Origin of the sequence: Streptomyces sp. NBC_01635, assembly GCF_045209715.1 — a bacterium.
GTDB classification, from domain to species: domain Bacteria; phylum Actinomycetota; class Actinomycetes; order Streptomycetales; family Streptomycetaceae; genus Streptomyces; species Streptomyces hirsutus.
The window spans coordinates 7,444,211-7,470,501 of record NZ_CP109277.1; the positions used below are offsets into that span (position 1 = coordinate 7,444,211).

Consider the following 26,291-nt stretch of genomic DNA (forward strand, 5'->3'; position numbering starts at 1 on the left):
GGGGAAACGCCGGCAGCGCGGTTGGCCGCGGGCGCCGGCCTTTCACGCCTCCGGCGCCCGGACGTCACTCTGCGGGCGTCGCCCCCAGCAGGCGCTCGGCGAGGGCCTCCGCCTCGCGGGTCTTCGGCGCGTTGAAGAACAGCACCCTGCCGACGACCGGGTCGCCGGTGTAGTAGCGCTCGTAGAGTGCCTGGCGGGCGGCGAACGGGCTGCAGGTCATGTCCCAGACCATCCGCATCACCTGGAGGCGTCGCTCGGCGCCGACCCCCGGGCCGTGGACGTACTTCTCCACGAGGTGACCGATCTCCTCGTGCCGCAGCTCGCCCTCGGTCATCACGATCGCACCGCTGCCGGCGACCAGCCGGAGCACCTCGACCGCCCTGGCGATCGCGTGCGGGAAGAAGAACGTCAGCGCCGCGATGCCGACCCGCGACTCCTCGTCCGGACAGCCGTGCCCGCGCCGCACCGATCCGGGGTCGCGACGCTCGCCGATCCGGCGGCTCAGATCGACCGCGGCCCCGTCGAGTACGCCCTCGGCGACGTTCAACAGGCCCATGACCTCGCCGAGTTCCTCCTGATAGCGCGGCGAGTCCGCCCGGCCCGTGGTCCGCGCGGCCACGGTGGCGAGCCCGGCCAGGAACTTCAGTTTGGCGGTGCTGCGCGCCGCGCCCTGGAGCGGGCCGTAGCCGACCGCGTTGCGCACCACGTTGTTGTACGCGTCCAGGTCGCCGGCGACGACGACCCGGTCCTCGGGGACGAAGACGTCGTCGAAGACGAGGATCGCGTCGCCCTCGTCGAACCGGCCGCTCAGCGGGGTGTCGAAGAGACCGTCCCCACGGTCGTACGCCTGCCGGCAGACGATCTTGAGGCCGGGCGCGTCGAGCGGAAGCGTGCAGACCAGGGCGTAGTCCTCCTGGCCGGGCCGGCGCGGCACGTAGGGGCCGACGAAGACCTCGTCGGCCACCGGGGCGAGGGTGGACAGCAGACGGGCGCCCCGGATCACGATGCCGTCCTCGCGACGCTCCACGATCCGCACCGCCTCCGGCGGGGCGTCCTGCGTCGAGCGGTCGCTCTGCGGGTCCACCAGCGTGTGGGTGACCGCGAGGTCCTCCTGGCGCAGCCGCGCGAGGTAGGCCCCCATCCGGGCCGCCTCCTCGTGCTTGCCGACGTGCTCGAGGCTGCTTCGGACGTCGAGCAGGTAGGCGTTCATGAAGTCGGGGAGCCGGCCCATCATGCCGTAGGTCAGCTCGGTCCTGAGCCGGTCGCAGCGCAGCCTGGCCAGTACGTCCTCGTGGCTCCGCGCCTCGAGCAGGGTGGTGCTGTGGGCCTCCCCGGTCGCGTCGTCCCACACCGTCAGGACCTCGGCGAACTCCGGGTCCAGCTGGGCGTCGTAGAGCCCGGCGAGCGTCGTGAGCACGCCCTGGAAGGCGGGGTGGGCGGTGACGTCGTCGACCCGCTCACCGTTGATGTACAGGCTGCGACCGTCTCTCAGACCCTCCAGGTACGCGGCACCCGAACGAAGTCCCATGTCGTCACTCCTTGTGCTGAGGCTTGGCGAGTGCGTCCGAGCGGGACGCGACGTGGTGGCCCGGCTCCCGGGCCACGGAGCAGCAGAGGAGCAGAGGAGCCGGGGAGCAGGGGAGCAGGGGGGACGGCCGCCGGACCGTCGCGGTGACGGTCCGGCCGGGGGAGCGGAGGCCGAGCGGAGGTCAGCGGCCGAGCAGGAAGTCGAGCTGGATCCGGTTGAAGGTCTCGGTCTGCTCGTACTGGGGCCAGTGGCCCGCGTTCTCGATCACCGCGAGCCGGCCCCGCGGGATCAGGTCCGCGATCCGGCGCCCCTCGTCCACCGGACCCGAGGGGTCCTTGGTGGTCCACACGACCAGCGCCTCCGCCTCGATGGCGCGCAGGTCGTCGTCGGTGAGCATGTTGCGCCGCCGGGTCTCCAGGTCCTGCAGCGCCATGTTCATCCGGCAGGCCGTCTTCCAGCCCGGCTGCTCGAAGATCGCCTGCCGGGTCCTGATCAGATCGTCGGTGACCATCGACGGGTCGGCCATCAGCCATTCCAGACGGGCCTTGACCCGCTCCCAGGAGGGGTCCTCGGCGGCCTGGGTCGACAGGGTCAGCAGCCGCTCCATCACCTGGGGGTTCGCCATCGTGCCCCCCATCGTGTTGAGCACGATCCGCTCGGTGCGCCCGGGGTGCAGCTGCGCGAACCGCGCGGTCACCCAGCCCCCCAGCGACTCCCCGCTGAAGTACGCGCTCTCGTGACCCAGCGCGTCCAGCACCCGGTGGACCTGGTCGAGGTAGTGCGGGATCTCCAGCGGGTGCTCGGGCTTGGTCGAGTAGCCGTGGCCGATGAAGTCGATCGCGTAGACGTTGAAGTGCTCCGCGTGCGCGGCCAGGTTCCGCACGTACGCCTCGGCGTGCCCGGTGATCCCGTGCAGCATCAGCAGCAGCGGCTTGTCCGGGCTGCCCGACTGCAGGAACCGGGTCCGGTACGGCCCCGTCTCCAGGTATCCCTGACGGAACTCGACCTGTGCCAGGTCCGACCACACGCTCGTGTACGTCATCATCTTCTCCTTGGAACTCGGATCTCGGCCAGGCCCGGATCGGATCGTGGGTGCAGGGCGGAGGCCGGGCTCAGGCTGCGGTCGGGCCGGCCGGGTGCTCGGCGAGGAAGCCGAGGACCAGCCGGGTGAACTCCGCGGCCCGCTCGTACGGCACCCACAAGCCGGTGCGCTTGAACAGGTGCAGCTGGGCGTCGGGGATCTGCTTGAGCAGGAAGAGGGCGTTGTCGAAGCCCTGCACCCGGTTCTCGGTGCCCCAGACGATCAGCGTCGGCACCTTGATCCGGCCCAGCTCCTGCCACAGCGGCTCGGCCGGCACGCCCGCCGATTCGGCGCCGGCCCGGCGCTCCTCGCCGCCGGCGACCGACTCCAGGTACCGCTCCTCGACGAGTTCGTCGGTGACCAGCCCCGGGTCGAACATCATCATCCGCAGGTAGGCGCGCATCTTCTCCCGCGACGGGCCCTCGCCCGCGTAGTAGGAGCGGATCGCCTTCTGGCCCTCGGACGGCATCGTGCTGAACAGGGGGACACCGCCGGCGCTGGAGACCAGGACCAGGCGGTCCACGCGGTCGGCGTGGTGCAGGGCCATCGCGAGCGCGACCGCGCCGCCGGTGGCCAGACCGACCACGCTCGCCCGCTCGACGCCCAGCTCGGAGAGCATCGCGGCGAACACGTCGGCGTAGGGCCGGTACTTGCCGCCGGACAGCTCGATGGCGTCGGAACGGCCGTAACCGGGCAGGTCGACGACCAGGACCCGGGCGTGTCGGGACAGCTCGGCGATGTTGGTGCCGAAGTTGCCCCAGCCCGACGCCCCGGGCGCCCCGCCGTGGACGCACAGCAGGACCTCCGGGCCGGTGCCCGCCTCGTGGTAGTGGATACGGGTGCCGCCGACCGTGACGAACCGGGAGGTGGACTCGCGGGTGAGCGGCTCGTGGGCGGGCTGCTCGCGGGTGCCGGCCGTCATCAGACCTTCACCGCCGCCGGCATCTCGCCGCCGAAGTAGTTCATGCCGTAGGCCTGGTACAGCGGGCCCGCGTAGTTCTGCACGTGGTGCAGGGCACTCTGGCAGTCCCGCCACATCCGCTGCATCGGGTTCTTCGCGTGCAGCTGGGAGCCGCCGCTGACCTTGAAGATCTCGTCGGCGGCCGCGGCCGCGCGGTGCGAGGCGGAGACCTGGTTGCGGCGGATCTCGGCACGCTCGGACAGGGTGAGCAGCCGTCCGGAGGAGACGATGTCGAACGCCCGGTCCATGTCGTGCAGGACGTGGCCGATGCTGGCGTCGATGTCGGCGGCCGCCGGAGCCAGCACGGAGAGCTGGAACGGGTCGCGGCTGGCCGAGCCGAACCGGCTGCTGCGCTCCCGGGTCCACTTGACGTACGCGGCCAGGGTGCCCTGGGCCAGCGCGATCGTCGCCGTGGTGACCGCGCCGGAGAAGACCACGTTGCGCGGCATCGAGTACAGCGGCGCGTCCCGGCCCGCGATCGACCCGGCGCTGCCGTCGGTGACCGGGTTGGTCCGGATCAGCCGGTGCTCCGGCACGAAGGCGTCCTTGACGACGATGTCCTTGCTGCCCGTGCCGCGCAGCCCGATGACGTCCCAGGACTCGTGCAGGATCTCGTAGTCGCTGCGCGGGATGACGAAGTGGATCGTCTCCCGGTCGGTGACGTCGCCCTCCTGGTCGGTGATCAGGCCGCCGATCATCACCCACCGGCAGTGGTCGGTGCCCGAGGAGAACGGCCAGCGGCCGTTGAAGACGTAGCCGCCCTCCACCGGCCGCGCCCGGCCCATCGGGGCGTACGGCGAGGCCACCCAGGTGTCGGGGTCCTCGCCCCAGATCTCGCGCTGCATCCGCGGATCGCCCTGGGCGAGCTCGTGCGGGTGCACACCCACCACACCGGTGATCCAGCCGGCCGCGCCGTTGCGCTGCCCGATCTCGTAGGCGGTGCGCAGGAACTCGGTCGGGTGGGACTCGAAGCCGCCGAAGTCGCGGGGCTGGAGCATCCGGATCACACCGGACTCGCGCAGCACGGCAGCGACCTCGTCGCTGACCCGGCCGAGCTCCTCGGACACGGGTCCGTCGCTCTCCAGCAGCTCGGCGTGTTCCATCACGCGGTCAAGCACGGCGTTCATGGCGCCTTCCTCTCTGGTGGGGCAGTCGGGTCAGTGGTGGTCGACGGAGTGGTGGCCCCAGAAGTGCGCGGTGTCGTACCGCGTGGGCGTCCACGTCTCGTCGTCGATCTTGATGCCGCCGGTGCCGAACTCGAGCCCCACGTCGGACGGGGTCAGCAGGTAGAAGCTGACCATCCGGTCGTTGCTGTGCCGGCCGAACGTCTTCAGCAGCCGGTGCGGCTCGTCCTCGATGTGCTCCATCGCCCGGCCGATCACGTCGAGGTCGGTGACCTCGAGCATGAAGTGCCCCACGCCCAGCGGGCGGCCCCCCGTCTGCGGGGTGAAGGCGAAGGAGTGGTGGCGGGGGTTGCAGTGCAGAAACGTTGCTGCAAGGTCCGGGGCGAGGTCGATGTGGTCGGAGAGCCGGAAGCCCAGGACGTCGAGGAAGAGCGACTCGTAGCGGGCACGGTCCGAGACCACCTGCAGGACGTGCCCCAGGCCCTCGGTCCCGGCGACGAACTCCGCGCCGATCGGGGAGGCGAACCGCGCCGAGGAGGTGCTCAGGCCCCAGAAGATCTCGTGGTCGTAGCAGTCGTCGGGATCACGGAACCGGATCAGGTCCGAGACCATCCGCTCCTTGGCCACCGCCTCGCCCGGCCGGGTCACCTCGTACCCGGCGGCGACCAGGCGCGCCTCCAGCCCGGCGAGCTCGGCGGGCCCCCTGGTCTCCCAGCCGACCGTGCTCACGCCGCCCCGTTCGCCGGGACGCACCTCGAGCCGGTAGCTCTTCTCGTCCACGCGGAACAGCAGGCGGTCGTCACCTCTGCGGTCGGCCATCAGCCCGAGCACCCGCTGGCCGAAGTCCTGCCAGTGGTCGAGGTCGGTGGCCGTGAACCGCAGGTAACCCAGGGCGGTGACTCGGGCGGTCATGTCTCTCCTCGCAGTCGTTCTCTGTGCGTGTGGGGGCTCAGCCCAGCACACGATCCTGGCCGAACCGGATCTGGATCAGGTCGGCGACCTCGGCGGCCCGCTCGCGCACCTGCGCACACCACCGGGCGACGGTCCTGCCGTCGGCACCGGCCGGGGGGAAGGACATCCGGACCGCCAGGCGCGGGGTGCCGGCCATCGGCACCGCGACGGTGATCGAGCGGACGTCGTAGGTGCCGTCCGGGTCGAGGTCGGGTTCGTAGTAGTCGAGGTGGTCCAGGTGCATGCTGAGCACCTGGCGCCGGCGTCGCGGTGTCGGCTCGCCGTGGATGTAGCGGGTGACGTCCTGCCAGATCTCCTGGTCCGGGGCGTGGCCGACCAGGCAGAGCGAGTAGCCCTGGGCGGCGACCCGCTCCGCGATCTCCCGGCAGCGCTCGCGCGACGCCTCGTCCTTGCGCGGCAGCCGGTCGAGCCAGCGGGCGAGGCCGGCCTCGTGGTCGGGGTCGAGGTGGACCGCGCCGATGGGCGGCAGGTGCGGCAGTCGCAGGCCGATCTCGAAATAGGTGCGGATCGCCGAGCCGCGCTCGGTGCCGATCACCACGTCGTGGTCGCCGACCAGCGCGAGCAGCGAGACGTCGGCCGACTCCTCCGCGGCCAGAGCGGCCAGCGGCTCCATCGCCGCCTCGCTCAGCCGGGCGGCCCGGATCAGGTCGTGGTCGGCCGGGGCCAGGAACGACGAGGACGCGAAGCCGCCGAAGCCGCCCTGGAAGAAGAGCAGCGGAGACGTCGGCCGCTGCACGTCCAGCGAGCGGACCTCGCCGAGCACGATGTAGTGGTCACCGGCGTCGACCAGCTGGTGGTAGGCGCAGTCGATCCAGGCGACCGAGTCCTCGAGGATCGGCGCGCCGGACGGCGAGGGCCGCCACGCGACGCCGGCGAACGACTCCGGACCGCGCCAGCTCGTGACGAGATCGGCCTGGTCGGCGGCGAGCACGTTGACGCAGAAGGTGCTCGCCTCCCGCAGCCGGGCGAAGGTGCGCGAGCCGCGGTCGGGCAGGAACGCGACGAGGGGCGGGTCCAGCGAGACGGAGGTGAAGGTGCCGACCACCATCCCGATCTGCTCGCCGCTGTCGAGGGTCGCGGTGATCAGGGCCACCCCGGTCGGGTAGTGCCCCAGGGCCTCGCGGAGCAGGTGCGGGTCGATCGCGGTCGGGGCCGTGCCCGTGGTCGGCTCAGACATGGCGGATCAGACGGTAGACCTGGCTGCGCAGCTCGGCGAAACGAGGCAGCGCCTTGGTGGTGACCTGCTCGCGCGGGCCGGGAAGGTCCACGGTGAGCAGTTGCCGGATTCCGGCCGGCTTCCCGCCCAGGGCGAGCACCCGGTCGGAGAGGTAGACGGCCTCGTCGATGTCGTGGGTGACCAGCAGCACCGTGATGCCGAGGTGCTCGCGGACCCGCAGCAGCAGGTCCTCCAGGTCCGCCCGGGTCTGGGCGTCCACCGAGGCGAACGGCTCGTCCATCACCACCACGGCCGGCCGGTAGGCCAGCGCCCGCGCGATCGCGACCCGCTGCTGCATCCCGCCGGAGAGCTGCCAGGGGTAGGAGCCGGTGAAGTCGGAGAGACCGACCTCGGCCAGGGCCTCCCGCGCGGCCGCTTCCCGCTCGGCCTTCGCCATACCCGCCGAGCGCAGCGGCAGTACGACGTTGTCGAGCACACTGAGCCAGGGCATCAGCGACCGGCTGTAGTCCTGGAAGACGATGGCCAGACCGCGCGGCGGTGCCTCGATCCGCTTGCCGTCGAACAGCACCTGGCCCTCGCTGGGGCGGCGGAGTCCGGTCAGGCACTCCAGGAGCGTGGTCTTGCCGACGCCCGAGGGGCCGACGACGCACATCAGCTCGCCGCGGCCGACCTCGAAGTCCAGGTCCTTCAGGACCTGGCGCTCGCCGTAGCTGTGGCCGAGCCCGCGGACCTGCATGATCGGGTCGGTGACGCCGGCGTCCGGCGCGCCGGCGTCCGGCGCGTCCGTGTCCGGGGTGGTCTGCGCCTTCATCGCTGATCCTCCTTCTGCTTGGTGTAACCGCGGTGCCAGGCCAGCACCCGGGCCTCCACGAGTCCGAAGGCCTTGTTCGCCGCGTAGCCGATCAGGCCCAGCACGATCAGGCCGGTCCACATCGCGACGATGTCGAACGTGCGCTGCGAGTCGAGGACGAAGTAGCCGAGCCCGCCCGGACTGCCGACCATCTCGGTGAGCACCATCGCCACCACCGACATCGACAGCGCCACCCGGGCGCCGGCGAAGACCTGGGGCAGGGCGGCGGGGACGACGACGTAGCGGATCCGGTGCCAGGTGCTGAGCCGGTAGCCGGCCGCGACCTGGTGCAGGACCGGGTCGACGGACCGGACGCCCTCCACGGTGTTGAGCAGGATCGGCCAGGTGGAGACGAAGGCGATGGTGATCACCTTCATGTCGTCGTCGGTGCCGAGCAGCAGCATCATGATCGGCAGCAGCGCCACGCTGGGCAGCGCCCGCATGAACTCCACCAGCGGCCGGGTCGCGTCCTCCAGCGCCGGGACGGAGCCGAGCACCAGGCCGAGGACCACGGCGGCGGCGAACCCGATCCCGAAGCCGGTGACCAGCCGGACCACGCTGGGCAGCGCGTCCTCGAGAAGGTGGTCGAAGAACCACAGGTCGACGAAACGGCCGGTGATCTCCGAGAGAGCGGGCCAGTAGAGCGAGGTGCTGCCGGCGCTGAGCCACCACCAGGCGGCGACCAGCAGAACCGGGAGCCAGATTTCCCGGGCGACGAGCGTGGCGGCCTTCAGTGCCCTGCTCATGCCGCACCTCCCTTACGGACCGAGGGGTGCCACCACAGCACGCGGCGCTGCAGCAGCACGAAGACCAGGTTGAGCAGCAGGCCGAGGGTCGCCGCGGTGAACGAGTACACGAACGCCCGCTCGGTGTCGTTGATCTGCATCGCCTGCAGCAGGACGTAGCCGAGACCGTCGGAGCCGCCGAGGAACTCCGAACTGATCGCCATCAGCAGGGAGAGCGTCGCGGCGATCCGCAGGCCGACGAAGACGAACGGGAACATCGACGGCGCGATCAGGTGCCGCAGCAGGTGCCACCGCGTCAGGTGGTACGCCCGCCCGACCCGGCGCAGCTGGGGCGAGATCTCCCCGACCGCGTAGGAGGTCTGGATGATGACCGGCCAGACCGCCGAGACCAGGATCAGGACCAGGCCCAGCTCGCGGGTCGCGCCGAAGAGCAGCAGGAACAGCGGCAGCAGCGCGATCGCGGGAACCGTCCGGCCGAAGTCGAGGAGCAGCTGGGTGCTGCGCCGGGCGTGCTCGTTGGCGCCGATCAGCAGACCTACCGGAAGGCCGACCAGCACGGCGAGGGCCAGCCCCAGCAGGGCCGTCTCGACCGAGGTGGCGATGTTCGACCAGTAGGCGCCGGTTCCGGCCAGGTCGATGGCGGTCCGGAAGCTCTCCAGCGGTGTCGGGAAGTCGCTGGAGGCCCCGGGCCCGAGGGCGAACAGGTGCCAGACGACGAGCGCCACGAGGACGGCCAGCAGCCGGTTGACCAGCCGCCGGACGCCGGTGGGCACGGCCCCGGACCTCGCGTCGGCCGCGGCCCGCTCGGTCTTCGTGCCGGTCACGCTCGGTTCGGTCTTCGCGCCGGTCACGGCCCGACCAGCTTCGCGGCGTCCGGGGCACCCTTCTCGAACAGGTCGTACTTGTTCATGTACTCGACGGAGAACTCGACGTCCGCGGCGGTCAGCGGCTTCTCGGCGTAGACCGGGAACGCGGCCTTCTCCAGGAGGCCGGCGTCCGCCTCGAGGACCTCGGCGGCGGTCCTCACCAGCAGCTCACGGTCGTCGTTGACCGCCGCGTTGCCCTCGCGCACCGCTTCGCCGAAGGCCTTGACGGTCCCCTTGTTCGCCTCGGCGAAGTCCCGGGTGGTGACCCAGACGTACGCCACCCCGCCGCCGCCGGAGTTGACCGGCCCGAGCGGGCGCAGATCGCCCTTGGCGCGCTCCACGGTGCCCACCGGCTCGGGCGTGGTGGTCGCGTCGACCTGGCCGGACTTCAGGGCGGCCAGGGGGTCCGGGGACTCGATGAACTTGATGGAGGCGCTGTCGCCGCCGGCCTCGTCGACGGAACCGCGCAGGTCGACCCAGGGAGCGCTCTTGATCTGCGGCACCCCCACGGTCTTGCCGGTCAGGTCGGCCAGCGACTTGATCGGGGAGTCCTTCTGGACCCACACGTTGGCGAAGCTGAACTCCTCCTGGCCCTTGGGGATGCCGCCGTCGGTCGCGCCGGCGACATAGACCAGGTCCACGCCCTGCCCCGCCGCGACGAGCGAGGTGGCGGTGTCCAGCAGAGCGAGGTCCACCTTGCCGCCGAGCAGCTGCGGAACCATCTCGGTGGACGTCTTCGCCGTGCTGATCGTGACGTCCAGGTCGTGCTTCTCGAACACGCCCTCCTCGTCCGCGGCGAAGGCCGGGACGCCGTTGAGCGAGGCGAAGACGGCGAGCTTGAGCGGCCCGTCGGCCGACGCGTCCGAGCCGTCGGAGGAGCAGGCGGTACACAGGGCCAGCGCCGCGACGGCGGTCGCGGCGAGAGCGCGAAAACGAGTGGAAGCCATGAGGGTCCAGTCCTTCTGTCGTGCCCGGCAGTGCGGCTCGTTCGGAAGTTGCGTCCGTGGCGGGCATGACGACAGTGGCAAAACAGGGCCCTCGAGTGGCCCGATCCCTCACCAATCGGAATTTCAACTCGGCTCCCACGGAAACCTCGACGTAACGCAGGACGTCGCGTACGTTCCGTATACACATACGTTCTGGCTGAAAATGGTTGGCCGACGGACAGCGTCGGACATGGGCGGGATGGAGCCGAGATGAGCGAGATCAACGGCAAGCGCGGCGTGCTGGCGCGGGCCTTCGACATCCTCGGCTGCTTCACCGGCGGCGAGCCCGAGCGTTCGGTCGCCGACATCTGCGCGGTGACCGACCTGCCGCCGGCGACCGTGCACCGCATGCTGGCCACCCTCTCCGAGCACGGCGCCATCGAGCGGACCGGCCGCGGCCGCTACCGGCTCGGCCCGCGCCTGTGGCGGCTCGGCCACGGCGTCCCGGACATCCGGCTGCTGCGCGACTGCGCCCGCCCGGCCCTGGTCGACCTGCACGCGAGCACCCGGCTGCCGGTCGCCCTGGTGACCCGCGAGGGCGACCGGCTGCACATCATCGACAAGATCGCCGGGCGCAACACGGTCCAGGTCTGGGAGCAGCTCGGATCACCGGCACTGGACGAGCACCCCGCGGGCCTGGTCCTCCTGGCCTGGGGACGCGACCCGGACCGCCGACCCACGTCGCGCCCGTTGCGCAGCGACGAGCAGTTCGCCTGGCGGCAGACGCTCGCCCAGGTCCGGCAGATCGGCTTCGCGCACTCTCCCACCGGCGCACAGCACACCTCCCCGCTGGTCTGGGCGGCCGCGCCCGTCTTCGCCGAGGACCAGACGGTGAGCACCTGCGTGATGATCGGCGGTCGCCGGGGCCAGCACCCGCCGGTGTCACTGGGCCGCCAGGCCCGGACCACCGCCCGGGACATCTCCGCCGGCCTGCGCGGCAGCCTGGAGGAGCCCGCGCTCGGCAGAACGCACGCCTGAAGGGGCGGGCTCCCGCACTGCCGGGGCCACCCGGGCGAGCGACCTCGTCGCCCGGGCGAGCAGCGGGGGACGTCGGCGACACGGCCGGAGGTCCCGGACCCCCCGTTCCCCGGCGCACCGTGGCGGTAAGCGCTGCCCGGCGCGCCGGAGGCCGCGGCGCCGCAGGCCGTCCCGTCGGTCGTGCGCCGCACCGGCGCATGCCCGGGAGAGCCCGCGAACACGCATCCGTCGGATCGCTCGGACCCGGCCGGCCTCACGGCCGTTCCCGCAACGAGCCGATCGACCACGGTCTGTACCGCCGCGGCCTCCGCGCGAGGGGGCAAGGGGGCAGGCCCCCGCCGGGCAGCCGGCTCCTCCTCCACGGCCGGCCACCGGCGACCGCGCCTACGGCCGCTCCTCCACGGCCGGTCACCGGCGACCGCGCCCACGGCCGCTCACCCACGACCGGCCGCCGGCGACGGCATACGGTTTCGACGCCCGGCATCGCCCCACCCCACGGGCGGCTCTCCCACGGGCCGGGGAAAACACCGACCGGCGGGCATGCTCCCGTGCGGGCCGCCCCGGCCGGTGGCCACGCGCCCCGTGACCCGTTTCGGCCGGCAGCCGCGCGTGCCCGTCGTGCCGCCGCCGCCAACTCGCTTTCCGCTGGGTGCGAGCCACGGACCGCTCGGCGTCCGCTGCTCCGAGACTGGTCACCGCGGGCCGTCGGGCGGCCCGCGGGGTCCGGCCGACACATCCCCGCCCACCCAGCGGTGCCCGGGCGGACGACGGGGACGTGTCGGACAGACCCCGGGACCACCACCGAGAGGACAGCCGTGAGCGTCGCCTCCCCCACGCCGCAGCAGGTCGGCGCGACCGCGCAGCTGGTCGACTTCGTCCGCCGGCGGGACCGCCGCGCCGAGCCCGCCACCCGGGCGGCCCTGCGCGGCCTGACGGTCGACACCGTCGGGGTCGCCGTCGCCGGGCTCAGCACTCCGGCGGCCGTGCTGGTACGCGACTGGGTCGAGGACCAGGCGCCGTCCGACGTCGTCGCGCGGGCCGGGACGGCGGCCGTGTGGGGCTCGACGAGCAGACTCGGACCCGCCGACGCCGCCCTGGTCAACGGCACCGCCGCGCATGCCCTGGACTGGGACGACGCCGCTCCCTCGATGGCCATGCACCCCGCCGCGGTCCTGCTGCCGACGCTCTTCGCGCTCGCCGCCCGCCGTCCGGTGACCGGCGCCGAGCTCGACGCCGCCTACAGCGTCGGCTCCGCCGTCTTCCGAGCGGTCTCCGAGGCGCTCCCGCACGCCGTCCACTACGGCCGGGGCTGGCACAACACCTCCACCACCGGACGGCTGGCCGCGACCGCGGCCGGCTGCCGCCTGCTCGACCTGGACGGGAACGTGACCGCTCACGCCCTGGGCATCGCCGCCTCCCAGGCGTCCGGGAGCCTGGCGAACTTCGGCACGATGACCAAACCGATGCACGCCGGCCTGGCTTCCCGGGACGCCGTGATGGCCGTGGGGCTCGCCCGCCGGGGCTTCACCGCCCACCCCGCCCAGCTGGAGGCGCGCGGCGGTTTCCTGGACCTCTTCGGCGACCACGATCCGCGGCGCACGGCGGTCCTGGGGGAGCGGCTGGAGCACTGGGTGACCGGCTGGGTGGACGACTACGCGATCAAGGCCTATCCCTCCTGCTTCGCCACCCAGCGCGCGATCGACGCGGGACTCTCCCTGCGTGAGGAGCTGGGGGCCGGCGTCGGCCGGATCTCGCGGATCGAGGTGACCCTCGAGCACGGCGGCACCCGCCCGCTGCGGGACACCGGGCCGGGCAACGGGCTCGAGGCCAAGTTCTCCCTGGAGTACACCCTCGCCGTCGCCCTGCTGACCGGGAACGTACTGCTCGGCGACTTCACCGACGAGGCCCTGAAACGTCCGGGGGTGGCCGAGCTGATGGCCCGGATCGAGCTCGCCGAGCGGCCGCCGGCCGAGGAGCCGGGCCACACCGTCGTCCGGCTGCACACCGAAGACGGCCGGCTCCTGGTCCGCGACGTCCACCACTCCCGCGGCGACTCGCACCGGCCGCTCTCGTCCGCCGAACTGGCCGCCAAATTCCACCAGTGCGTGGGACGGGGACCCGAGAAGGCGGACTGGTTCGACGCACTGCACGCCGTCCCGGACGCCGACCAGCCCCGGGACCTGCAGACACTTCTCGCCGGTCCGCCCGTCCACGGCTGACCCGGCCCGCCTCCCCGGCCGCGACCCGCATCGCGCCGCCGTACCCGACACCAGGAGAAACCGGACCATGACCGACACCTTCACCGAGGAAGCGACCAGCCGCTTCGTGGAACTGCCGAGCGGGCGCGTCCACTACCACGAGTACGGCGAGGGCCACCCGCTCGTCCTGCTGCACGGCTCCGGCCCCGGTGCGACCGGCTGGAACAACTTCGCGGCGAACATCCGCGAGCTGGGCGAGCGGTTCCGCTGCCTGGCCGTCGACATGCCCGGCTGGGGCAAGTCCGACCCGGTCGGCTACGACGACCGCGACCACGCCGCGACCGCGCTGGAGTTCCTCGACGCCCTGGGGATCGAGCAGGCGGCGTTCATCGGCAACTCGATGGGCGGCGCCACCTCGGTCATGTTCGCCGCGACCCACCGGGAACGGACCAGCCACCTCGTCACCATGGGCGCCGGAGTCGGCGGCGCCCACCTCTTCGTCCCCGGCGGCGGGCCGAGCGAGGGCGTGAAGGTGCTGCAGCGGACCTACCGCGAGCCCACCGAGGAGAACTTCCGCGACCTGGTCGACGTCATGACCTTCGCCCCGGCGCACGCCTCGCCGGAACTGGTCCGCCGGCGCCACCGGGCCGCGGTGGAGCGCCCGGACCACCTCGCCAACTTCGCCGACGGCATCGGCAGGCCGCGCCCGCACATGGCCACCCACGCCCAGATCGCCGGCATCACCGCACCGTCCCTGTTCGTCCACGGCCGCGACGACCGGGTCGTGCACTACGAGAGCTCGCTGAAGCTCGTCTCGCTGGTGCCCCGCTCCCGGATGGTGCTGCTGGCCGGCTGCGGCCACTGGGCCCAGCTCGAGCACGCCGACGAGTTCAACCGCACCGTCACCGACTTCCTCCTCCACAACTGAGGAAGAAGAGGAAGAAAGGGCTTCTGCCATGCACGAGGTACACGAGCGGATCCTGGCTCGCGCCGAGGAGATCGCCGCCGAGGCCGCACCCAGCGACGAGCTGGGCCGGCTGACCGACAAGGCCGCCGCGGTGCTGCGTTCCAGCGGCGTCATCCGGATGCTCCAGCCGGCCGAGTTCGGCGGCCACGAGGCCGGTCCGGTCGACTTCTTCCGCACCCTGCGTGACATCGGCGTCCACTCCTCCTCCGCGGGCTGGGTGGCCGGTGTGGTCGGCGTCCACGCGTTCGAGGTGGCCCAGATGGACATCGCCCTGCAGAAGGAGATCTGGGGCGAGGACCCGGACACCTGGATCGCCTCGCCGTACGCCCCCCTGGGGCGCGCGACCCCGGTCGAGGGCGGGTTCCGGTTCAGCGGACGCTGGCCCTTCTCCTCGGGCACCGACCACTGCCGGTGGATCATCCTCGGCGGCCTGATCGTGGACGAGGACGGCAAGCCGGTCCCGGGCGGACTGCGCCACTTCGTCCTCCCCCGCGAGGACTACGAGATCGTCCAGGACTCCTGGGACGTCGTCGGGCTGCGCGGCACCGGCAGCAAGGACATCGTGATCGAGGACAAGTTCATTCCGGAGCACCGGATCCTCGACCCGGCCCCGATGGAGGACGGCGGCCTGGCCCACCGGGTCGGCCGCGGTGACTCGCCGCTGTACCGGATGCCCTTCCACCCGATGTTCACCGCGGGCATCACCACCGCCACGGTCGCGATGGCGCAGGGCGCCCTGGCCGCGTTCATCGCCTCGATGCGGGGCAGGGTCACCGCACGCGGAGTGAAGACCGCCAACGATCCGCACCAGCTCGCCGTGCTCGGCCGGGCGATCTCCGACCTGGAGGCGGGCGAGGTCCAGCTCTTCGACGACATCGAGCGGATGTGGGAGCAGGCACAGCGCGACGAGCGGTTCTCGCCCGAGGAACGGCTGAGGGTCCGCCGCAACCAGGTCCGCATCGCCCGGCGCGCGGTGGACGCCGTCGACGAGCTGTTCCTGCACGCCGGCGGCTCGGCGCTGCGCAGCGACTCCACGCTGCAGCGCTGCTGGCGCGACATCCACGCCGCGATGAACCACGCCAGCAACAACGCCGACCCGATCTACCAGGCCTACGGCCTGAACACCTACGGACACCCGCTGCCGGCGTCGGTGCTCTTCTGAGGGCAGGGGCAGGGGCAGGGGCAGGGGCAGGGGCAGGGCAGGGGCAGGGGAAGGAGCAGGGGCGGGACCGGACGGACACCCGGGGCCGTAAGGGGCGCACGCGCGTCGACGGGCCGCTCGCACCGCGAGCGGCCGCGGGGTTCCCGCGTGCCTTACCCCGAACCGGTGACATGAGAGGGGGCAGGCCGCGGTCGCGCTCCGGGACCGGGGTGACCAGTGCTTGTGTGGTCGTCTCGGCACCCGATCGCACAAGGAGTACCGCCATGCCGTCACAGCCGCCGGACATCTCGTACACCGTGCCAGGAATGAGCACCCAGGACAGCCGGGGAATCATCGAGATGCTGCAGATGCGTCTGCACTCCCTCAACGACCTCCACCTGACCCTCAAGCACGTTCACTGGAACGTCGTCGGACCGCATTTCATCGCCGTGCACGAGATGATCGATCCCCAGGTCGACCAGGTCCGCTCCATGACCGACGACCTCGCCGAGCGGATCTCCACCCTCGGCGGAGAACCCGACGGCACCCCGGGGGCGCTGGTGAACCAGCGCACCTGGGACGACTACTCGATCGGCCGTGCCGAAGCCATCGAGCACCTCGGGGCTCTCGACCTCGTGTACACCTCCGTCATCAAGGACCACCGGGAGGCCATGCAGGCCACCGAGACGTCCGACCCGGTCACCCAGGACATGCTCATCGAGCAGCTGCGCGGCCTGGAACTCTTCCAGTGGTTCGTCCGCGCACACCTGGAATCCAGTGGCGGACGGCTCAGCACCCGCGGTGCCTCCACGGAGAGCGGAGCCGCGGAGCAGGCGGCGGACCAGGCACGCACCCAGCCCTGACCACGCCGGGCGGCCACCCGGGCCGGCCGCATTCTTTTCGGCGCCGGACCCGCCGAGGCCAAGCCGGTCCGCGGTGGAACCGGCGGGCGTCATCGTCCGCCCGGCGGGCGGATCCGTTCCGCACGACCGAGCCACGACCGCGACACGACCGGCTGCGGGTCAGCCGCCGCGGCCGACCCGCCGCGCCGAACGGGCCCGTACCGCCCACCGGACGACGACGGCGGTTCCGACGAGAAGACCCAGCACCCGGCGGCTCGTTCGGGTGCCGGTCCACGGGGAGCGGACGGCGCGACGTCCGGCTCCCCCCACCGCACGAGGCCGGCGGACGGGCTCCGCGACCGGTGGCGGGGCCGCCTCCCCGGTCCGGGACACCTCCTGCGCGATCCGCCGCCATACCCGCTGCGGGGGCGCGACCGGCAGGTCGGCCTCCTCCACGCCGCGCGCGGCGGCCACGACCCGGGCCATCAGGGTCAGCTCCTCCCGGCAGGTGCGGCACAGGGCGATGTGGCGCAGGGCGTCGGCGTCGTCGCTCGAAACGCCGTTGCCCAGCGCCAGTTCCACCAGGTGCGCGGGCTCGACGTGTGCCACGTACCCTCCTGATCTCGTGCGCGGTGTCCTGTCCGCGTCCTGTTCGCGTTCCGTCCGCGCGTACCGGCCCGGTCTCAGGCAGGGAGAGGCTCCGCTGTGACGACCAGGTTGGCCTGGTAACCGCCCGCCTCGGGGACGAACGGGGGCGCGCAGGTGACGAGGGTGAGAACCGGGGGACCGGTCCGCCGGAACGTCGAGGACGGAAGGCCGGCCTTCGGTACCGTCGCACGCGCGACGACGCGGTAGACCGCCGACCCGGCGCCGGTCCGCCGCACTTCGACCCGGGCCCCGGGCCGCACGTCGTAGAGTGCGGCGAACTCGCCCAGCGCACCGGTGTCGCCGTCCACGTGTCCGACGAGCACGGCCGACCCCCGAGGGCTTCCCGGCGCGGGACCGAAGCGGTACCAGCCGGCGACGGCGGGATCCCCCGGAACGGCCATCGCGCCCTGTTCGGTGACGCCCACCGGCCGGACCCGGGCGTCCAGGCCCACGTCGCCCACCAGGACGCGCTCCGGTGGCGCCTCCCGCCGTTCGCCGCGCGGGGCGGGAGGCGGCGACGGCTCGGTGGCGCCGGGGATTTCACTCGCGGCGGCCGCCCGTGCCGGGGCCGCCGGCCCGAAGTCGGGCGGCGGGGTCCCCTGGTCCGGGGGCCCGGCGCGCAGGGTGGCGACCGCCGCCAGAGCGGCGGTCGCCATGACGAGACCGGTCAGCCGTCGCGCGGTGTCACCCACGCCGGCCCGCGGCCCGGCGGGCCACCAGGACGCCCGCCAACGCCGCCGTCCCGGCCGCGGCCGCCCAGGCCACCCACTGGTCGGAGGAGTTCGAGGAGACCGCGGCGCCGCCGCCGCCCGCGTCGACGCCGTTCGGCACGGATTCCATGCCGCCGAGCGTCTGGGTCGCCGGCGCCAGGTTCTTGTCCGCGGCGCTGCCCCAGGCGTAGACGACGTTGCTGGTGCCCTCCTTCAGATTCAGGTCGGCCGGGCCGATCGCCACGGTGTCCGTGCCGGCGAGCACCACGTCGGCCGGGACGGTGCCGGCGTCGACCACGGTGGTGTCCTCCTCGGGGTTCTCCAGTCCCTTGAAGAGGGGCTGCCCGCCCGCTCGGACGTCCACGGCCGGGGCGGCGGCGACGTGACGCACGGTCAGGCGCGCCTTGCCCGCGTCGACCTTGGAGACGTCGTTGACGAAGGCCGTCAGCCGGGGCTTGCCGTCGGCGGAGAGGTGGGCGGCGATGGTGGCGTTCGCTCCCGCGGGCACCTCGATCTTCTTCTCGACGGCCGGGGTGCCGTCGGGGCCCTGGCCGGCTTCGAAGAGCTGGATGTCGTAGGTGCCGGCGTCGAGGGACCGCGGGGCGGTCACCGTGCCGGGCTCGAAGTCGCCGAGCAGTTCGTCACCGTTGGCGTAGACGTCGACGGTCAGGCCGGGAACGCCGTGGAAGACGGACACCATGGCGGTGTCGTCGCCGTCGGCGTCGGGGGCCGCCAGGGCGGGCGCGGCCACGCCGAGGGCGAGGGCGCAGGCTCCGGCCGAGGCGGCGAGGGTGCGGGAGGTCCGAGAGGTCCGGGAAGTCATGAGGATCATTCCTTCGGTGAGGATTCCGCCGGTCGCGGGGTCTCGTGTCCGTTTCGCGCGGGGACGCCGACGCGGATGCGCCCGGCACCGGTGTTCCGGTCCGCCTACGCGGCGGTGTCGTCGGCGCGGCCCTGCTCGATGCCCTGGCGCAGCCGGAGCAGACCACGACGTGCGTGGCTCTTCACGGTGCCCAGGGGCATGCCGGTCCGCTCGGCGATCTCGGCCTGGGTCAGGTCCTCGTAGAAGGCCATGCAGAGCACCTCGCGCTGGGCGCGCGGCAGCCGGGACAGGGCGTCGACCAGGAGCACCCGGTCCAGGACCTCGTCCGGCGCCGGCTCCTCGTGCGGCCGGGTGCCGGCGTCGTGTGCCACCGAGTCGACCAGCGTGAGGCGTTTCGTCCTGGCCGCCAGGGCGTCGACGATCTTCCGACGGGTGATGCCGACGAGCCAGGCGCCGAGGGGGCCCCGCTCCGGACGGAAGCCCTCCCGTCCGCGCCAGGCGCCGAGGAACACCTGCTGGGTCACGTCGTCCGCCTCATAGGCGTCGCCGAGCGAGCGGGTGGCCATCGTGTGGACGAGCGAGCCCCAGCGCCGGTAGACCGCCGCGAACGCGTTCTCGTCCGCGGCGCGCAGACCACGGGCCAGTTCGCTCTCGTACAGCGCTTCGTCCGCCGCCGCGGGGCGGACACCGGTGGACCGTGTCTTCGTGCTCATGGCCTTGTTCCTCCTGCGTGCGTCCTGTGCGGGGCGGAAGGCCGACTGTCACGCCCGCCGGTCGGCACGCGCGCCCTGACCGAGTGCCTGGCCTACAGTGTGGAGAGCCGAAACGACGCAAACAACATGCGTCGATTGTGCGTCGGAAGAGGGAAGTATGGGCCCGGACAGAGACGTCGAGGAGAGCGGGAGCGCGCCGCGTGGCGGCGGGCTGACCACCGGTGAGGTGGCGCGGCGTCTGGGGGTGGCACCCACGACCGTCCGGACGTGGGACCGCCGCTACGGTCTCGGCCCCACCGCGCACACCGGTGGCCGGCACCGCCGCTGGACCGACGCGGACGTGGCCCGGCTGGAGCGGATGTGCGCGCTGACGGCGACCGGACTGCCACCCGCCGAGGCCGCCCGGCTGGCGCTCGACGAGGTGATGCCCGACGCGCCCGCGCCCCGGGCGGGCACCGCTCCCCCTCCGGCGCCGGCCGCCCGCCGACGCAGCCGGGCCGGCTCCGGTCTGCAGCTGGGCGACGTGCGTCAGGAGTGCAGAGGGGTCGCGCGCGCGGCCCTGCGCCTGGACGCCGCCGCCCTCGACGAACTGCTGAGGACGGCGATGGAGGAACACGGCCTGGTCACCGCCTGGACCGAGGTGATCGTGCCGACGCTGCAGGCGGTCGGCCGCAAGTGGGAGAGCTCGGGCGAGCGATACGTCGAGGTCGAGCACTTCCTGTCCTGGCACGTCTCCGGCGCGCTGCGGCGCCACGCTCCGCCCGTGGCCGCCGCCCGGCCCGGCGCCACCACGGTGCTCGCCTGCGTGCCCGCGGAGAACCACACACTGCCGCTGGAGGTGCTCGCCGCCGCACTGGCCGAACGGGGTCTCCCGGTACGCATGTTCGGCGGCGCGCTGCCCGTCGAGTCGCTCGTGGCCGCCGTACGCAGGACCGGGCCGGCCGCGGTGGGGCTGTGGGCCCAGTCGCGGACCACCGCGAGCAGACCCCTGGCCCAGCACGTGGCCGCGATGGAATGGGGGGTGCGCGGCGCGCGCAGGAAGCCGGTCGTCCTCACGCTGGGACCCGGCTGGGCCGGGCAGACCGTGCAAGGACTGCCGCGTCCGTCGGGGCTCGCGGAGGCGGTCACGGCGGTGGAGTCGGTCGCGCTCAGGTGATCCGGCGGGCTCGGCGGGTACCGGGTCGTGGTGGCGCCTGGCCCCGCCGGACGCGACGTGCTCGGGTGGACACGGCACGCGGTGGATCCCGCCACCGCGCACGGCGCCCGCCGGCGACACGTTCCGCACGCGTGGCGGGCGAGGTGGGACGGGTGCGGCGGTGCGGGCCGAAGCGCGCCCCAGGACGAGTACCGGCCCTCGGCGCAGAGGGAATCGCAGAGGGAATCGAGCGGCGGAGGAAGAGGAACATGAACACTCGGCACCACGGGTTCCCGGACACCGTCGTCGTCGGAGCAGGTCTCGCCGGCCTGGCCTGCGCGCTGGACCTGTGCCGTGCCGGACGGCGGGTGGCCCTGCTGGAGGCGTCCGACGGCGTGGGCGGCCGGATGCGCACCGACCGGCGGGACGGATTCCGGCTCGACCGCGGATTCCAGGTGTTCAACACCTCCTACCCCCAGGTGAAGCGACGCCTCGACCTGCGGAGTCTGCGGCTGAGGCCCTTCACACCGGGCATCACCGCGCACACCTCGACGGGCCCCGTCCACCTCGCCGATCCGACCCGGCGGCCGAGGTCGGCGGGGACACTGCTGCCCGGACGGGCCCTGCCGGCCCGCGACCTGGCCGCGATGGCGGCGCTCACCGCGCGGGACGCCCTTCTGCCCGCCGGACTCCTCACCCGGCGTCCGGACGGCTCGACCGCCGCCGCACTGTCCCGCGCCGGGCTGTCGGCCGGGACGGTCACCGAGATTCTGCGGCCGTTCCTGTCCGGCGTGTTCCTGGAGGACCGGCTGGAGACCTCCGCCCGTTTCTTCCACCTGGTCTGGCGCAGCATGGTCCGGGGAACGCTCTGCCTGCCCGCCGACGGCATCGGCGCCGTCCCCGGCCGGCTGGCCGACGGCCTGCCCGACGGCGTCCTGCGGCTGGAGACACCGGTCACCGCGCTCACCGCGGCGGGGGTTCTCCTGGAGGACGGCCGCGAGCTGCCGGCCGGGTCCGTCGTGGTGGCGACGGACGCCGCCACCGCGGCCCGCCTGCTGCCCGGCCTGGCCGTGCCCGAAAGCCGGACCGTCACCACGTACTACCACGCCGCCGCGCACACCCCCCTGGCCGAGCCGACCCTGCTGGTGGACAGCACCGGGGCGGTGCTGAACACCTGCGTCCTCACCGAGGTGACGCCCACCTACGCCCCGCCCGGCACCGCGCTGATCTCCAGCTCCGTCCTGGGCCCCGACCGGCCCGGGGCCGACGAGGCGGTGCGCCGGCGCCTGTCCGAGCTCTACGGCACCGACACGAGCGGCTGGCAGCAGGTCGGCACGTACACCGTGGCCGGGGCGCTGCCCGCGATGGAGCCGCCCTGGCCGCTGAGCCGCACGACGCGCTTCGCCCCGGGCCGGTACGTCTGCGGGGACCACCGGGCGACCGGATCCGTGCAGGGCGCGCTGGCCTCGGGCACCCGGGCCGCCCGGGAGGCGCTGAACGACCTGGCGCTCGATTGACCCGGACCGGACCGGGCCCGGCGCATCCACCGGCGGCCGGCCCACGGAACCCACAGTGCGGCACGCAGCGCCGCCGACCTGCCCCTGCGACCGGGAGTGAGACGTGGACATCGACGGCGCGCGCGTGCTGGTGGCCGGAGCCACCGGCGTCCTCGGCGGTGCCCTCACCGCGGAACTGGCCGGCCGTGGAGCGCGCCCGGCGCTCGCGGGACGCGACCCGGCCCGCCTCGCCGAGGCCGCCCGGGCGTACCCGGGCGCTCCGGCCCTCCTCTTCGACGCGTACGACCCCGCCTCCTGTGCCCGCGCCGTGCACGGTGCGGCGGATGCCCTGGGCGGGCTGGACGCGGTCGTGACGGCCTTCGGATCGGTCGCCTTCGGCCGGGCCGCCGGGCTCGGTGACGAGATCGCGGAGCATCTGACGGCGGTCAACGTCCTCGCACCCGCCGCCTTCTTCCGTGCCGCGCTCGCCCTCATGGCCCCCGGGTCCCTGATCGCCGCCTTCACCGGCGCGGTCGCCGAGCGCCCGCAGGCGGGGATGGCCGACTACAGCGCCTCCAAAGCCGCGCTGAGCGCCTGGCTCTCCGCAGCGCGCCGCGAGGCGCGGACCGCCGGCATCCGGGTCCTGGACATCCGGCCCGGACACCTGGACACCGGCTTCGCCGACCGGCCCGTCGCCGGCACCGCCCCGCCCCTGCCCCCGGGCGGCGACCCCCGCCGGGTCGTCGCCGCCGTCGCCGACGCGATGGCGGCGGACGCCGAACTGCTGCGCACCGCCCCGGACGGCACCCCCGTCGTCGAACGGCGCGCCCGGTGAGCCGCCGCGGCGACGCCCCCGCCGCGGCGTCCGATGTCGTCATCGTCGGCGGAGGGGCGTCCGGACTCAGCCTCGCGCAGCACCTGACGGCGACCGCCTCCACCACCGTGACCCTGGTGGAACCACCGGACGGCCCGCGGCGCCCGCCCGAACGGACCTGGTGCTACTGGGACGGCGGCGCCGGCGACTTCGACGAAGCGGTCGCGGCCTCCTGGTCCCGGCTGCGGATCCACGGCGCCGACGGCGACCGGATCACCGTGGACCCGTCCCCGCTGCGCTACCGCATGCTCCGCTCCACGGCGTTCGAACGGCTGGCGTACGCCCGCCTGGACGGCTCGCCCGGCGCCCGCGTCCTGCGCGCGACGGCGGACACGGTGGGCGACACGGCCGACGGAGCGGAAGTCCGGTGCACGGCACCCGACGGACGGACGCTGACCCTCCGCGCCCGCCACGTGTTCGACTCCCGCCCCCTGCCCGCCCTGCCCCCCGCCCGGACCCAGCTCCTCCAGCACTTCCGCGGCTGGTTCGTGCGCACGGACACGGACCGGTTCGATCCCGAGGTCGCCGACCTGATGGACTTCCGGGTGCCGCAGCCGCGCCACGGGCTCGCCTTCGGCTACGTACTGCCGCTGGCGCCCGACAGGGCGCTCGTCGAGTACACCGAGTTCTCCCGGACCCCCCTGACCACGACGGCGTACGAGGCGGCCCTCGGCCACTACTGCCGGGAGATCCTGGAACTCGGTGCGTTCACCGTCGAATCGGCGGAACAGGGCGCCATCCCGATGACCGACGCACGCTTCCCCCGCCGCGCCGGGAGCGCCGTCTTCCGCATCGGGACGGCCGGCGGCGCCACCCGCCCGGCCACCGGCTACACCTTCGCCGCCGTGCAACGGCAGAGCCGGGCCATCGCCGCCGCCCTGCGCGACGGCCGGGCCCTCGTGCCCCGACCGCACGGGCGGCGGGCCCTGGCCATGGACGCCGTCCTGCTGCGGGCCCTGGACACCGGGCGGATCGACGGCCCCGGCTTCTTCACCGGCCTGTTCCGCCGCGTTCCGCCGGAACGGCTGCTGCGCTTCCTCGACGGCGACACCTCACCCCGGGAGGAGTGGGGCATCGGCCTGCGCACCCCCATCGGCCCCATGCTCCGGACCGCCGTCGAAGTCCCTTTCCTGCCCCGTCGTACCCACCCCGCCCCACGCATCGGAGAGAGCCGGCGATGACCCTGCTGCGCGACCGCGACCTGGCACGCGCCTTCGACCACGCGTCGTACACCTACGACCGCCTCACGGCCCTCAGCCCCGGCTACCGCACCGACCTCCTGCGCTCGGCGCGACGGCTGCGGCTGCCCCGGGGCGGGGCCGGGCTGCACCTCCTCGACCTCGGATGCGGGACGGGCGCCTCCACCCGGGCCCTCCTGCGGGCCGCGCCCCACGCCCGGATCACGGCCGTCGACGCCTCGTCGGGAATGCTCCGGCGGGCCCGGGCCAAACCGTGGCCGGTCCACGTGCGCTTCCGGCACCTGACCGCCGAGGAAGTGGCCACGGCCGGAAAGGGACCGTACGACGCGGTGTTCGCGGCCTACCTGCTGCGCAACGTCACCGACCCGGACGGCGTCCTGGCCGCCGTCCGGAGCCTGCTGCGACCGGGCGGACGCCTCGCCGTCCACGAGTACAGCCTCAGCGGTTCGGCGGCCCACCGCGCCCTGTGGACGGCCGTGTGCCGGGGGGTGATCGTCCCCGCGGGCACCCTCGGCGGCAACCGTGCCCTCTACCACCACCTGTGGCGCAGCGTCCTCGACTTCGACGAGGCCCCCGACTTCGCCGACCGGCTCGAGGACGCCGGGTTCACGGGCGTGCGGGCCGTCCCCGTCGCCGGATGGCAGACCGGGATCGTGCACACCTTCCTCGCCCGCAACGGCTCCGCCACGACAGCGGAGGGCGACCGATGAGCAGCGCGCACCGTGCCGCCCGGCGGGGCCGGGACCGCAAGGCCGAAGTCCTGATGCCCGCGCCCGGCCGGGAGCGGTTCGCCCGGGCGGACGCGCCGGGTGTCGCCGTGATCGGCGGGGGGATCGCGGGTCTCGCGGCGGCCACCCTCCTGGCCGAACGAGGCGCCCGTGTGACTCTCTACGAACGGGAGGAGTCGCTCGGCGGACGTCTCGCGGGATGGCGCACCCGCCTCGCCGACGGCAGCGAGGCGACCATGAGCCGCGGCTTCCACGCCTTCTTCCGCCAGTACTACAACCTGCGCGGCCTGCTGCGGCGTACCGACCCCGCGCTCGACCGTCTCAGCCCGCTGCCCGACTACCCGCTACGGCACAGCGGAGGACTGACCGACAGCTTCGCCCGCGTCCCGCGCACCCCACCGTTCAGCGCCCTCGGGTTCGTCGCCCTCAGCCCCACCTTCGGCTGGCGCGACCTCACCGCCATGGACCCCCGGGCCGCGCTGCCCCTCCTCGACGTCCGGGTGCCCGAGGTCTACGAGCGCTTCGACTCCCTGAGCGCCACCCGGTTCCTGGAACGCGTCCGCTTCCCCGAAGCCGCGCACCATCTGGCGTTCGAGGTGTTCTCGCGCAGCTTCTTCGCCGACCCGCGCGAACTGTCCGCCGCGGAACTTCTGCTGATGTTCCACATCTACTTCCTCGGCTCCTCCGAGGGCCTGCTCTTCGACGTGCCGAACGAGCCCTTCCCCCAGGCCCTGTGGGAGCCGCTCGGCGACTACCTGGAGCGTCTCGGGGCGGACGTGCGCACCGGCACGCCCGTGCACGGCGTCCACCCGTGCGACGACGGGGGAGTGGAGGTGCGGGCCGCCACCACCGCGGACCGCCACGAGGCGGTGGTGCTCGCCCTCGACCCCGGGGCCCTGCGCGGCGTCGTCGCGGCGTCGCCCGGTCTGGGCACCCCCGCCTGGCGCGAGGACATCGCCGCCCTGCGCACCGCCCCGCCCTTCACCGTCTCCCGGCTCTGGCTCGACCGGCCGGTCCGTGCCGACCGCGCCGGGTTCCTCGGCACCAGCGGCTACGACGGCCTCGACAACATCAGCGTCCTGGAACGCTACGAGGGCGAAGCCGCGCGGTGGGCCGCCCGCACCGGCGGCTCGGTCGTGGAACTGCACGCCTACGCCGCCGAAGCGGAGCCCGAGGCGGTGCGGAGCCGGCTGATCGACAGCCTGCACCGGGTCTACCCGGAGACCCGGACGGCGCGGATCGTGGACGCCCGTCACGAACGGCGCGCCGACTGCCCGCTCTTCCCGGTCGGCACCCACTCCCGGCGGCCCACCGTCCGCACTCCCGACCCCCGGGTGGCCCTGGCCGGTGACGCCATCCGCTGCGACCTGCCCGTGGCCCTGATGGAACGCGCCGCCACCACCGGCTTCCTGGCGGCCAACACCCTGCTCGGCGACCGGGGCGTCCGGGGGCAGGTGCTGTGGACGGTCCCCCGGTCGGGCCGCTCACCCGCGCTGCGGGCACTCGGCGCCCTCGCCGGCCGCTGAGGCCGGGCCTCGCGAGGAGAGC

25 protein-coding genes are annotated in these 26,291 nt (G+C 73.5%); 11 read left to right on the plus strand and 14 right to left on the minus strand.

Going from position 1 to position 26,291, the window contains the following annotated elements:
- Window positions 1–64 precede the first annotated feature (64 nt).
- From OHB56_RS34625 to OHB56_RS34670, 10 genes are all read right to left on the minus strand, one after another.
- Window positions 65–1,528: a 4-hydroxyphenylacetate 3-hydroxylase family protein gene (locus OHB56_RS34625; RefSeq protein ID WP_406357674.1), complete on the minus strand. Its 1,464-nt coding sequence runs from the start codon at window positions 1,526–1,528 to the stop codon at window positions 65–67.
- A 181-nt stretch (window positions 1,529–1,709) separates the two neighbouring features.
- The gene (locus tag OHB56_RS34630; RefSeq protein ID WP_406357676.1) at window positions 1,710–2,570 is read right to left on the minus strand and encodes an alpha/beta fold hydrolase; all 861 of its coding nucleotides are present in this window, start codon (window positions 2,568–2,570) and stop codon (window positions 1,710–1,712) included.
- A 70-nt stretch (window positions 2,571–2,640) separates the two neighbouring features.
- Window positions 2,641–3,531 (minus strand): alpha/beta hydrolase, encoded by an 891-nt coding sequence (locus OHB56_RS34635; protein WP_326755664.1) that lies wholly within the window; start codon window positions 3,529–3,531, stop codon window positions 2,641–2,643.
- On the minus strand, window positions 3,531–4,697 hold the full coding sequence (locus OHB56_RS34640; protein WP_406357677.1) for a hydroxylase: 1,167 nt from the start codon (window positions 4,695–4,697) through the stop codon (window positions 3,531–3,533). Before OHB56_RS34640 ends, OHB56_RS34635 begins: the two co-directional genes overlap by 1 nt.
- Window positions 4,698–4,727: 30 nt before the next feature.
- On the minus strand, window positions 4,728–5,606 hold the full coding sequence (locus tag OHB56_RS34645) for a VOC family protein (RefSeq protein WP_406357679.1): 879 nt from the start codon (window positions 5,604–5,606) through the stop codon (window positions 4,728–4,730).
- Window positions 5,607–5,643: 37 nt separating this feature from the next.
- Window positions 5,644–6,843, minus strand: a complete 1,200-nt coding sequence (locus OHB56_RS34650; protein ID WP_326755666.1) for a flavin reductase family protein — start codon at window positions 6,841–6,843, stop codon at window positions 5,644–5,646.
- Window positions 6,836–7,654 carry an ABC transporter ATP-binding protein gene (locus OHB56_RS34655; RefSeq protein WP_406357681.1) on the minus strand — a complete coding sequence of 273 codons (819 nt, stop codon included), beginning with the start codon at window positions 7,652–7,654 and terminating at the stop codon, window positions 6,836–6,838. Before OHB56_RS34655 ends, OHB56_RS34650 begins: the two co-directional genes overlap by 8 nt.
- Complete coding sequence (locus tag OHB56_RS34660; RefSeq protein ID WP_326755668.1) at window positions 7,651–8,439, minus strand: ABC transporter permease; 789 nt, start codon at window positions 8,437–8,439, stop codon at window positions 7,651–7,653. The genes OHB56_RS34655 and OHB56_RS34660 overlap by 4 nt, the downstream gene beginning before the upstream one ends.
- Window positions 8,436–9,290 carry an ABC transporter permease gene (locus OHB56_RS34665; RefSeq protein WP_406357683.1) on the minus strand — a complete coding sequence of 285 codons (855 nt, stop codon included), beginning with the start codon at window positions 9,288–9,290 and terminating at the stop codon, window positions 8,436–8,438. The genes OHB56_RS34660 and OHB56_RS34665 overlap by 4 nt, the downstream gene beginning before the upstream one ends.
- Window positions 9,287–10,252 carry an ABC transporter substrate-binding protein gene (locus tag OHB56_RS34670; RefSeq protein WP_326755670.1) on the minus strand — a complete coding sequence of 322 codons (966 nt, stop codon included), beginning with the start codon at window positions 10,250–10,252 and terminating at the stop codon, window positions 9,287–9,289. Before OHB56_RS34670 ends, OHB56_RS34665 begins: the two co-directional genes overlap by 4 nt.
- A gap of 249 nt (window positions 10,253–10,501) precedes the next feature.
- Here OHB56_RS34670 and OHB56_RS34675 point away from each other — a divergent pair, with 249 nt between their 5' ends.
- From OHB56_RS34675 to OHB56_RS34695, 5 genes are all read left to right on the plus strand, one after another.
- A complete protein-coding gene (locus OHB56_RS34675; protein ID WP_406357684.1) occupies window positions 10,502–11,269 on the plus strand; it encodes an IclR family transcriptional regulator in 768 nt (255 codons plus the stop codon).
- 815 nt (window positions 11,270–12,084) lie between these two features.
- Window positions 12,085–13,488, plus strand: coding sequence for an MmgE/PrpD family protein (locus OHB56_RS34680; RefSeq protein ID WP_406357685.1), 1,404 nt, complete (start codon window positions 12,085–12,087; stop codon window positions 13,486–13,488).
- 67 nt (window positions 13,489–13,555) lie between these two features.
- Window positions 13,556–14,395, plus strand: a complete 840-nt coding sequence (locus tag OHB56_RS34685; protein ID WP_406357687.1) for an alpha/beta fold hydrolase — start codon at window positions 13,556–13,558, stop codon at window positions 14,393–14,395.
- A 28-nt stretch (window positions 14,396–14,423) separates the two neighbouring features.
- Window positions 14,424–15,596 (plus strand): hydroxylase, encoded by a 1,173-nt coding sequence (locus OHB56_RS34690; RefSeq protein WP_326755674.1) that lies wholly within the window; start codon window positions 14,424–14,426, stop codon window positions 15,594–15,596.
- Between the two features lie 263 nt (window positions 15,597–15,859).
- A complete protein-coding gene (locus OHB56_RS34695; RefSeq protein WP_326755675.1) occupies window positions 15,860–16,438 on the plus strand; it encodes a DNA starvation/stationary phase protection protein in 579 nt (192 codons plus the stop codon).
- A 159-nt stretch (window positions 16,439–16,597) separates the two neighbouring features.
- On the opposite strand, the gene OHB56_RS34700 is transcribed toward OHB56_RS34695, so the two are convergent.
- The 4 genes from OHB56_RS34700 to OHB56_RS34715 all read right to left on the minus strand — a co-directional run bounded on the left by OHB56_RS34700 (window position 16,598) and on the right by OHB56_RS34715 (window position 19,311).
- Window positions 16,598–17,026: a hypothetical protein gene (locus tag OHB56_RS34700; protein WP_406357690.1), complete on the minus strand. Its 429-nt coding sequence runs from the start codon at window positions 17,024–17,026 to the stop codon at window positions 16,598–16,600.
- A 74-nt stretch (window positions 17,027–17,100) separates the two neighbouring features.
- On the minus strand, window positions 17,101–17,721 hold the full coding sequence (locus OHB56_RS34705; protein ID WP_406357691.1) for a class F sortase: 621 nt from the start codon (window positions 17,719–17,721) through the stop codon (window positions 17,101–17,103).
- A 28-nt stretch (window positions 17,722–17,749) separates the two neighbouring features.
- Window positions 17,750–18,598 (minus strand): DUF4397 domain-containing protein, encoded by an 849-nt coding sequence (locus OHB56_RS34710; protein ID WP_406357693.1) that lies wholly within the window; start codon window positions 18,596–18,598, stop codon window positions 17,750–17,752.
- 104 nt (window positions 18,599–18,702) lie between these two features.
- Complete coding sequence (locus tag OHB56_RS34715) at window positions 18,703–19,311, minus strand: sigma-70 family RNA polymerase sigma factor (RefSeq protein ID WP_326755679.1); 609 nt, start codon at window positions 19,309–19,311, stop codon at window positions 18,703–18,705.
- A gap of 157 nt (window positions 19,312–19,468) precedes the next feature.
- Here OHB56_RS34715 and OHB56_RS34720 point away from each other — a divergent pair, with 157 nt between their 5' ends.
- From OHB56_RS34720 to OHB56_RS34745, 6 genes are all read left to right on the plus strand, one after another.
- A complete protein-coding gene (locus tag OHB56_RS34720; protein ID WP_406357695.1) occupies window positions 19,469–20,467 on the plus strand; it encodes a MerR family transcriptional regulator in 999 nt (332 codons plus the stop codon).
- Between the two features lie 248 nt (window positions 20,468–20,715).
- Window positions 20,716–21,963 (plus strand): NAD(P)/FAD-dependent oxidoreductase, encoded by a 1,248-nt coding sequence (locus OHB56_RS34725; protein ID WP_406357696.1) that lies wholly within the window; start codon window positions 20,716–20,718, stop codon window positions 21,961–21,963.
- Between the two features lie 103 nt (window positions 21,964–22,066).
- Window positions 22,067–22,777: an SDR family NAD(P)-dependent oxidoreductase gene (locus OHB56_RS34730; protein WP_326755682.1), complete on the plus strand. Its 711-nt coding sequence runs from the start codon at window positions 22,067–22,069 to the stop codon at window positions 22,775–22,777.
- The gene (locus OHB56_RS34735; RefSeq protein WP_406357698.1) at window positions 22,774–23,997 is read left to right on the plus strand and encodes a lycopene cyclase family protein; all 1,224 of its coding nucleotides are present in this window, start codon (window positions 22,774–22,776) and stop codon (window positions 23,995–23,997) included. The genes OHB56_RS34730 and OHB56_RS34735 overlap by 4 nt, the downstream gene beginning before the upstream one ends.
- A complete protein-coding gene (locus tag OHB56_RS34740; protein WP_406357700.1) occupies window positions 23,994–24,725 on the plus strand; it encodes a methyltransferase domain-containing protein in 732 nt (243 codons plus the stop codon). Before OHB56_RS34735 ends, OHB56_RS34740 begins: the two co-directional genes overlap by 4 nt.
- Complete coding sequence (locus tag OHB56_RS34745) at window positions 24,722–26,269, plus strand: FAD-dependent oxidoreductase (RefSeq protein ID WP_406357702.1); 1,548 nt, start codon at window positions 24,722–24,724, stop codon at window positions 26,267–26,269. Before OHB56_RS34740 ends, OHB56_RS34745 begins: the two co-directional genes overlap by 4 nt.
- The last annotated feature ends 22 nt before the right edge of the window (window positions 26,270–26,291 follow it).